Annotated in this window: 7 protein-coding genes; 4 read left to right on the forward strand and 3 right to left on the reverse strand. The window is 48.1% G+C overall.

The annotated features are described in order from the left end of the window. Positions 1-11 precede the first annotated feature (11 nt). Complete coding sequence (locus CWI78_RS07275; protein WP_126781679.1) at positions 12-629, forward strand: thiol:disulfide interchange protein DsbA/DsbL; 618 nt, start codon at positions 12-14, stop codon at positions 627-629. A gap of 1 nt (position 630) precedes the next feature. Here CWI78_RS07275 and CWI78_RS07280 read toward each other — a convergent pair whose 3' ends face one another. Then, positions 631-1,869, reverse strand: coding sequence for a mechanosensitive ion channel family protein (locus tag CWI78_RS07280; protein WP_126781681.1), 1,239 nt, complete (start codon positions 1,867-1,869; stop codon positions 631-633). 12 nt (positions 1,870-1,881) lie between these two features. Continuing rightward, positions 1,882-2,793, reverse strand: a complete 912-nt coding sequence (locus CWI78_RS07285; protein WP_126781683.1) for an acyltransferase — start codon at positions 2,791-2,793, stop codon at positions 1,882-1,884. Between the two features lie 117 nt (positions 2,794-2,910). On the opposite strand from CWI78_RS07285, the gene CWI78_RS07290 reads away from it, so the two are divergent. From CWI78_RS07290 to CWI78_RS07300, 3 genes are read left to right on the forward strand one after another with little or no spacing between them, the layout of a single operon-like run. Then, positions 2,911-3,510 carry an ImuA family protein gene (locus tag CWI78_RS07290; protein ID WP_126781685.1) on the forward strand — a complete coding sequence of 200 codons (600 nt, stop codon included), beginning with the start codon at positions 2,911-2,913 and terminating at the stop codon, positions 3,508-3,510. Next, complete coding sequence (locus tag CWI78_RS07295) at positions 3,510-4,913, forward strand: Y-family DNA polymerase (protein WP_126781687.1); 1,404 nt, start codon at positions 3,510-3,512, stop codon at positions 4,911-4,913. The genes CWI78_RS07290 and CWI78_RS07295 overlap by 1 nt, the downstream gene beginning before the upstream one ends. A gap of 1 nt (position 4,914) precedes the next feature. Further along, positions 4,915-8,016, forward strand: a complete 3,102-nt coding sequence (locus CWI78_RS07300; RefSeq protein ID WP_126781689.1) for an error-prone DNA polymerase — start codon at positions 4,915-4,917, stop codon at positions 8,014-8,016. 1 nt (position 8,017) lies between these two features. Here the strand turns inward: CWI78_RS07300 and CWI78_RS07305 are convergent, their stop codons facing one another. Next, positions 8,018-8,566 carry a gamma carbonic anhydrase family protein gene (locus tag CWI78_RS07305; RefSeq protein ID WP_126781691.1) on the reverse strand — a complete coding sequence of 183 codons (549 nt, stop codon included), beginning with the start codon at positions 8,564-8,566 and terminating at the stop codon, positions 8,018-8,020. Positions 8,567-8,692 lie beyond the last annotated feature (126 nt).

The following is an 8,692-nucleotide window of genomic DNA, read 5'->3' on the forward strand; positions in this document are numbered from 1 at the left end:
AGGAAATGACAATGAAAAAGTGGTTAATGGGTTTTGCCGGAGCATTAATGGTAGCAGCAGGTTTTGCTCAGGCTCAGGATTTTGAAGAAGGGGTTCATTACGAAGTGATAGCCGACGAAGCAACCAGTAAGCCGGAGATCACAGAATTCTTCTCATTTTACTGTGTTCATTGCTATCGGTTTGAACCTATCGCAAAAGAAATGAAATCAGAATATCCAGACGCCTTTAAAAAGGCGCATGTGTCGTTTATCAGCCCGCGCGGTAATGTCGGTGAGACGATGACTCAAGCCTTTGTAGTTGCGCAAAAACTGGATAAAGAAGAAGAACTTGCCGCGGCTATTTTTGATTATAACTTCAATAAAAATAGTATGCTGACCAGCAAAGAAGACATTCGTAATGTGTTTATTGTGAACGATGTTTCCGGCGATGAGTTTGATAAAGCCATGGCCAGCTTCAGCGTTCGCGCTGCCGCCGCTAAAATGGACCGCCGGGCCAGTAATTTAGGGGTTAACGCAACACCGACCTTTATCGTAAACGGTAAGTATCAAATGCTGCCACAGGGTTTCCGTGACAGCGACAATTTTCTTGAAGACTTCTCTGAACTGGCTGGTTACCTGTTAGAGAAATAACTCAGGATTCCGGTTTATACTGACAATAAGCGCCTTCTCCACTTTGCTGGGAGAAGGCCTGGTTGTTATTTAAATACTGATAGTTTTCCAGTCCAAAGTCTGCCATAACACTGTATAAATACTCCAGAATAGAGCTCTGTATTGACTCATATTTTGTCCATTCTGTTTCTTTAGCGAACGCATAAATTTCCAATGGTATACCAGCGGCTGTTGGCTGCATCAGACGTACCATATGCAGGAGGTCTTCCCTTACCTGCTCATGATTTCCCAGATAGTTATTAGCAAATACACGAAATACGGTTAAGTTACTCACTGGTTTTTGCAGTTCATTTTCTTTTAGCCAGCCCTCTGCGGATTGACTAAAGTGTTTTTTAGCAACCTCTTCCAGCTCCTCATCAGACAGCAGTCTGGAGCTGTCCAGATCTATCATTAAGGAACGGCGCATGCGCCGGCCCCCGGTATTAATCATCCCTTGCCAGTTTTTAAACGATTCGTGAATCAACACATAAGTGGGTAAGAAAACAATGGTTTTATCCCAGTTTTCGACTTTCACAGAAATTAGGCCGACTTCCTGAACCGTACCATCAACGCCGTGATCGCTCAGTTCAATCCAGTCACCGATGGCAACCATGCGGTTGGCCGCCAGTTGTACTCCGGCTACAAATCCCATTAAAGTGTCCCTGAAAACCACCATGAGAATGGCTGTCATTGCACCGAAACCACTCAGTAGATACATAGGAGATTTGTTCATAATAATGGCGATGGTAATGATAATGGCCATTAATACCAGAACCAGTTTTGCTACCTGTATGACACCGGTAATAGGTACCTCACGAGCTTTATAAGAGTAGTCGTAGGCAATAGATATGACGTTGGCCAAAGCGGTGAGAATACTGGTAATAACCCAGGTTAAATAGACACCAATAACGGTGCGCAGTGGCGATTGCCAACTCTCAAAGTCATCGATGAACAGAATAGGGATGAAGCTGTGAATGACAATAATTGGCGCCAGGTTAGCGCAGCGCTTGAAAAAGCCACTGTTAACTAATGCTTTATACCAACGCTCAGGCGCTCTACTCAGCAATCGGTCAATGGCATGGTCGATAAGCCAACGGGCTACGGCATAGGCTAGGTAACAGCCAATTAAAACCAGTAATGAACTAACAATTAGATCAAGCTGTGGTAACTTCCCTTCAATGCCGAGCTTTTCTAGCCATTCTTTTACGAACTCAAAGTTCATTATAAAACTCCCTTAGCGGGTGCTGTGAATTTCTTTACGCATCTCGTCAATGGTTTGATCTTTTTCCTGCCAGCGCTGATTCAGCCATTGCTGAAAATGAGCCCTGAAAACGTCATCGCTGGCATAGTCGCCTATTAAATCATCGGTAATAGGCAATGTCTGTATATCAACATAGACGTTTTTCAACTGACCGCTTAATAAATGCCAAACCACCGGGCGTTTATCATTACCTGGATAAACAATGGTAATGTCCAGAATGGCTTCAAACTGGCCTCCCATAATTTGTAAAGAAAAGGCGGTACCACCGGCCTTGGGGGGCAGAAGATTACGAAAAGGGCTTTGTTTCTTCTTATGTTTTTCTGGAGTAAAGCGAGTACCTTCACAGAAATTCACCACGGTTGTAGGAATGTGGCGAAATTTTGCACAGGAGCGCGTTGTTGTCGCAATATCTTTGCCTTTTAAGTGCGGTTTTTTCTCCAGCAACTCTTTTGAGTAGCGTTTCATAAAAGGCATATCCAGTACCCAGCAGCCCCAGCCGATAATAGGTACCCACATAAGCTGTGATTTTAGAAAGAAGCGTGGCATGGGCATATGGCGGCGGGTCAGATGCATTAATACCAGTACATCGACCCAGCTACGGTGGTTTGCCATGACCATGTACCAGCCGTTTTCATGGATATCAAGGTCACCTTTTATATGCCATTGCATGCGCTGCGTCAGTTGAAACATCATCGACATGCAGTAGGCCCAAAGCCTGAATAAGGCATTTCCCAGTTGGGAACAGATGCGTTGAGGCGTTTTAAATGGCAGTAAAACTTTAAAGATACCCACACCAATAATCGAGCCGCCAATAATAGCGGTGGTGATCAGTCCCCATAAAAAGTTAATCACCACTCTGAAGGGAATCAATATCGATGCCAGCATGTTGCCCTGTCCTAATCATAAACAATGAGATAAATGATAACTGAAGCCAGGAATGATGTCTGTTGCTAACCAGTAAAAATTAATGATACTGTATATATGTACAGTATCGGAGGTTTTATGCAGACACAGCTTCAGGCCCTTATGCAGCAAGGTCTTATTTGGCATGGTCAGGTCACAGATAGCCGGACAGCTGTACTTTGTACAGGTTTCCGGTCGTTGGACAAAGCGCTTGGCGGCGGCTGGCAATACCCCGGGGTGCATGAATGGCAGTTGCAAACGGCCTTTTCGGAACAAGCGTTATTATTGCCTCTGGTACAGCAGGCGGTACGGCAAAAGCAATCTGTTTTCTGGATAAACCCGCCGGCCTGGTTGTCGGCCGCGGGCTTACATCATTATGGTTTGCATGAATCCATGCAGGTGGTTATCCAGACCCATCCTGAGAAAGCCGCCTGGGCATTCGAGCAAGTGCTGCAAACAAAAAATGCACTGGCTTTGGGGTGGTTTGGGCAAAAAGTAACGACAGCTCAATGTGTACGGCGTTGGCATAAAGCAGCTCAAACCGGACAAATGGGTGTGGTATTGACTGAACCGGCTCTCAACGAGGAAGCCCGGGCGTATTCGAACCGCTTACGCTTAAAGCTTTCCGAAACCGGTATCACGCTGGACTTATTGAAGCGTAAAGTCGGCTGGCCACTGGAAAATGTTGTTCTTAACTGATGTGGTTGTACTGTCACTTTCCACAACTACTGCTGGATAACCGGGTGCGCCTACAGCCGGACACCAATACCCTGCCATTGGCGTTTTATCAGTTGCAGGGCAGTCAGTCTGTTATTGTGCAGTGCAATGCTAAGGCGCGGGAAGCCGGAGTTAAGCCGTCAATCCAGACGGTTATGGCAATATCGCTTTGCGAGCAGCTGCAACTGGCTGAGTATAGAGCAGAGCGTGAGCAACAAGTGCTGCAGCAAGTGGCTACCCGACTGTATCAATGGGCTGCTAAGTTGGTTTTGTATTCTTCTAAAGGTATCGCAATTGAGTTAAGCAGTTTGAGTCAATTGTATGGTGGGTTTAACGCGGCGTTAGAGGTCTTGTCGCGTGAAGTCCGGGCATTACCGGTCACCGTTCAACTGGCTGTTGCGGATAACCCCATAGCCGCACGGGTACTTGCTGAACACAGTCGCTCGGTTTCGTTAAATCCGGAAGACGCTCCTGAGCAGCTGGAGCAGTTACCCATTAGCGCCGCCGGTTTAAGCGCAAAAGTGCAGAAGCATTGTAAAGCGGCTGGCTTTCGCCAATTGGTTGAGCTGATGCAATTACCCGGGGCAGAAGTTGGTCGCCAACTGGGTCTGGAGACACAGTTCTATCTGGAGGAGCTTCAGGGCCGCCGTCAGCAAAGTTATGACTTTTTTATGCCACCAGAAAACTTTCAACAAAGTCTGGATTTGGTGACAGAAATTCCTCATTGGCAAGGTTTGCTGTTTCCTCTGAAGCGGTTGTTTGGTGAATTGGAAGACTTTCTCTATCAACGTCAAAAAGTGGTGCAGCAAGTGAAGGTTGAGCTGCTCCACCGCAATGAGACCCCTTCTGTTATCCCCGCTGCCTTAGCAGAGCCAGGTTGGCGGGGACAGAACTTTTTGTCTTTACTGCAATTGAAAATGGAATCTATCCCGTTGCCGGAGCCGGTGATAGAAATTAGGCTGCTGGCTAATGAGTTGCTGCGTTCTGAGCAGCATAATGATCACTTCTTCGGAGCCCGGCAGCACCGACATGAAACGCTGCAGCTTGTTGGCCAGTTGCAGGCGAAACTCGGCAGCCATGCAGTGTTTTCTCCTGCAATGAGCGATGATCCCCGCCCAGGGAGTAACGAGTTTCCCCGTCCCGTAGGTGAAAAGCCTCAGGCCTTATCGTCGGTATCTAAACGCCCTCTTTGGCTGTTATGCCCTCCAGAACCAACTTCTATAGACTTATGGACGTTACGTCACGGGCCTGAGCGAAAAGTTTGTGGATGGTGGGACGCCGGAGAAATGGCCCGGGATTACTGGATTGCACAAGACAATTTTCAGCGTATAGGCTGGCTCTACTTTGAGTCCGGACAGTGGTATTTACAGGGGTGGTTCAGCTGATATGTCAAAAGGTTTCTATGCAACGTCCTTTGCTGAGCTGCACAGTGTGAGCCATTACAGCTTTTTGCGCTCTGCTGCTTCGCCGGAGGCGTTGATCACGCGAGCGGATGAGCTGGGGTATACCGCTATTGCACTAACCGACGAATGTTCGGTTGCCGGCATTGTAAAAGCCTATCAGGAGTCAAAAACGCGGGCTATTAAACTCATTGTGGGTAGTGAGTTTCGGGTGACTGAGGTGGGAACTCTGATTGTGCTCGCCCCAACCCGTGAAGCCTATGCACAGCTTTGCAAGAAAATCACCTTGTGTCGCAGCCGCAGTGAAAAGGGGGACTACCAGGCGAATGTTGATGACTTCTTTTACGGGCTTTCTCAATGCCTGTTGCTCTGGCAGCCTGACTTTGAACAAGCCCAGCTCATGGCCATTGGTGAAAAGCTGAAGTCGGTATGGCAACAGCGCTTTTGGTTGTTATACGAGCGCCATTATCAGGCTGACGATGAACGCATTTTTCAGGCCATGTCCGAGTTGCAACAGGCAATCAAAGTGAAGGTTACCTGTGCTGGTGGTGCCCGGATGGCGAATGTCGAACAACAACCGTTATACGATATTCTGAACGCGATTCAGCAGGGAGGCTCGTTAATACATCAGCCGGGGTTAGCCAGTAACAACGCAGAACATCACCTGCGAAGCCTAAGTGAACTACAGCAGTGCTACCCGCAACAGTGGTTAGCAGAAAGCCTGGTTATTGCTGAGCAATGCCAGTTCTGTTTATCAGAACTTCGTTACGAATACCCGGCTGAGCTGGTCCCGGCAGGCATAAGTGCTTCAGGCTATTTGAAGCAGTTGACAGAGCAAGGCGCGCAATGGCGTTATCCGGAGGGTGTGCCTGCTTCTGTACGGGAGCTGTATCTGAAAGAGTTGAAATTAATAAAGGAACAACAATACGAACCCTTCTTTTTAACCATTCACGATTTAGTTCGCTTTGCCCGTGAACAAGGCATCTTATTTCAGGGGCGTGGTTCGGCAGCCAACTCCGTTGTCTGTTATTGCCTGGGCATTACCTCAGTTGACCCAGCGCAAATTCAGGTATTGTTTGAACGGTTCATTTCTAAGGAGAGAAACGAGCCGCCGGATATCGATGTGGACTTTGAGCACGAGCGCCGTGAAGAAGTCATTCAGTACATTTACCGAAAATATGGCAGGCAGCGTGCTGCTCTGGCGGCAACGGTCATTACCTATCGTTTTAAAAGTGCTTTTCGTGATGTGGGTAAAGCTTTGGGTTTTAGTGAACAGCAACTGCAGTATTACCGTAGCAATTTAGATCCGCGTGACAAAGAACAAAGCTGGCAGCAACAGCTAGCCCAGCAGCACCCGGAAGTTGCCGGCTCGGTACGAGGTCGCCATCTTTTACATTTTACCGGGCAATTGATGGGCACGCCCCGGCATTTGTCTCAGCATGTTGGTGGCTTTGTCATCGCTGCCGATGATTTGTCACGGCTGGTGCCGGTAGAAAATGCATCAATGGCAGACAGAACCGTCATTCAGTGGGACAAGACCGATCTCGAAAGTCTGGGGTTACTGAAGGTGGACGTACTGGCGTTGGGTATGCTCACCGCGTTACGAAAAATGCTGGCGCTTATTAATTCACGCTATGACCAGCAGCTCACCATGGCAACCATTCCACAGGAAGACAGTCGGGTTTACCAACAGTTGCACACCGCCGATTCCATGGGGATTTTCCAAATAGAGTCCCGTGCCCAAATGAATATGTTGCCGCGCTTAAAACCCAAAACCTTCTATGACTTGGTGATTCAAATTGCGATAGTCCGCCCAGGGCCCATACAAGGTGACATGGTGCATCCTTTTTTGCGGCGTCGGGCTGGGTTGGAAGAGGTTGATTACCCTAGCGACGAAGTAAAGTCGGTATTAGAAAGGACGCTGGGCGTGCCCATTTTTCAGGAGCAGGTTATCAAGTTGGCTATGGTCGCTGCTGGTTTTAGTGGTGGTGAGGCCGATCAGCTTCGCCGGGCTATGGCGTCGTGGGGGCAGAACGGGCACTTAATCCGTTTTGAGGACAAACTGATCAACGGCATGCTGGAGCGTGGCTATCAGCAGGAATTTGCCGTGCGGTTGTTCAGACAAATCTGTGGTTTTGGGCAATATGGTTTTCCCGAGTCGCATTCGGCGAGTTTTGCTAAGCTGGCTTATGTGTCTGCCTGGTTTAAGACTTACCACCCGGCCGCTTTTTATGTGGGGTTGCTTAATAGTTTGCCTATGGGTTTTTATTCGGCATCTCAGTTAGTGCAGGATGCGAAGCGCCACAACGTAGGGTTTCTGCCCGCGGACATTAATGTGAGTGACTGGAACTACAACTGGCTACCGAACGAAGAAGCGAGCTCTGGTGAGACTGTTCGCATGGGCTTAAGGCAAATTCAGGGGATATCTGAAACCAGAATAAAATATACGTTGAAACAAAGGCCGGAAGAAGGTTTCACTAGTCTGCACGAATTGCGACAAAGCGGATTACGAGACTCCGATATCAACGCCCTCGCCCGTGCTGATGCCTTGCAGAGCATCGCAGGGCACCGGTATCAGGCGCATTGGCAAAGTTTGTCTATAAGTGATCAGCAAATGCCATTGTTTGCGAATGTTAAGGATCGCCCTGCCCGGCAATTGGCAGCGCCTGACGAGCCTGACAATATAAAAGCGGATTACGAATCGACAGGCCTGACGCTCGGTCGTCATCCATTAGCCTTACTGAGGAATAACCCAGAATTAAAAAACTGCGTCATGGCCAGCGACCTGATGACTTGCCGATCAGGACAGGTACTCACTCTGGCGGGCCTGGTTACTTGCCGTCAGCGTCCGGGAACTCGTAGTGGTGTCACCTTTTTAACGCTGGAAGATGAAAGTGGTAACAGCAATGTGGTGGTTTGGGCGCATACCGCCCGCCAATTCCGACAGTGTTTTCTGACCAGCAATTTACTTTGGGTAAAAGGCATCGTCGAAATTCATGACGGTGTCGTACATGTTATTGCAGGCCGGCTAAAGGACTTATCCGGCCTGTTGAGCTTCTCTCGATTAGAAAGTCGGCGTTTTCACTAGTTTAGGAAACCGGGCTCACCTGTAAAAGGTAATCATCTTTCAAATCCACGTAGTTTTGTGCCGACTGGCTTAAAAAGGTGGTCTCACCACTATTAAGGCGTCTTTTCTTTTCGGCCGGGCTGCCGACATATAAGTAACCACTTTCTAAGCGTTTGCCCGGAGGAACCAGACTACCAGCGCCAATAATGACATCATCTTCTATGACGACATCATCCATTATAACGGCTGACATGCCGACCAATATGCGGTTACCCAGTTTGCAACCATGCAACATACAATGGTGGCCTACGGTAACTTCATCACCAATAACTAAGGGATGACCTTCAGGGTTGGTGCTGGATTTACGCGTAACATGAAGAACGGTTCCATCCTGAATGTTGCTGCGTTTACCAATCGTAATACGGTTAACGTCGCCTCTTGCTGAGACCATAGGCCAGACACTGCTGTCATCGCCTATTGTGATATTACCGACAATGACCGAGCTGGGGTCTAAATAAACGCGCTCTCCAATAACGGGTTCATATTCACAGTAACTGCGGATATCTGCCATAAGTGTGCTCCTGAGTTAAAAGCTGTTACAACCTTTATAGCAGATAGAGAATAAGAGGTCATGTTTGGCCTTTGTTTGGCGAGAAAAGCAGCGTGTTGCCGAAACTTTACGCAGTCAGCAAAAAAA

The organism is Idiomarina ramblicola (assembly GCF_003987255.1).
GTDB classification, from domain to species: domain Bacteria; phylum Pseudomonadota; class Gammaproteobacteria; order Enterobacterales; family Alteromonadaceae; genus Idiomarina; species Idiomarina ramblicola.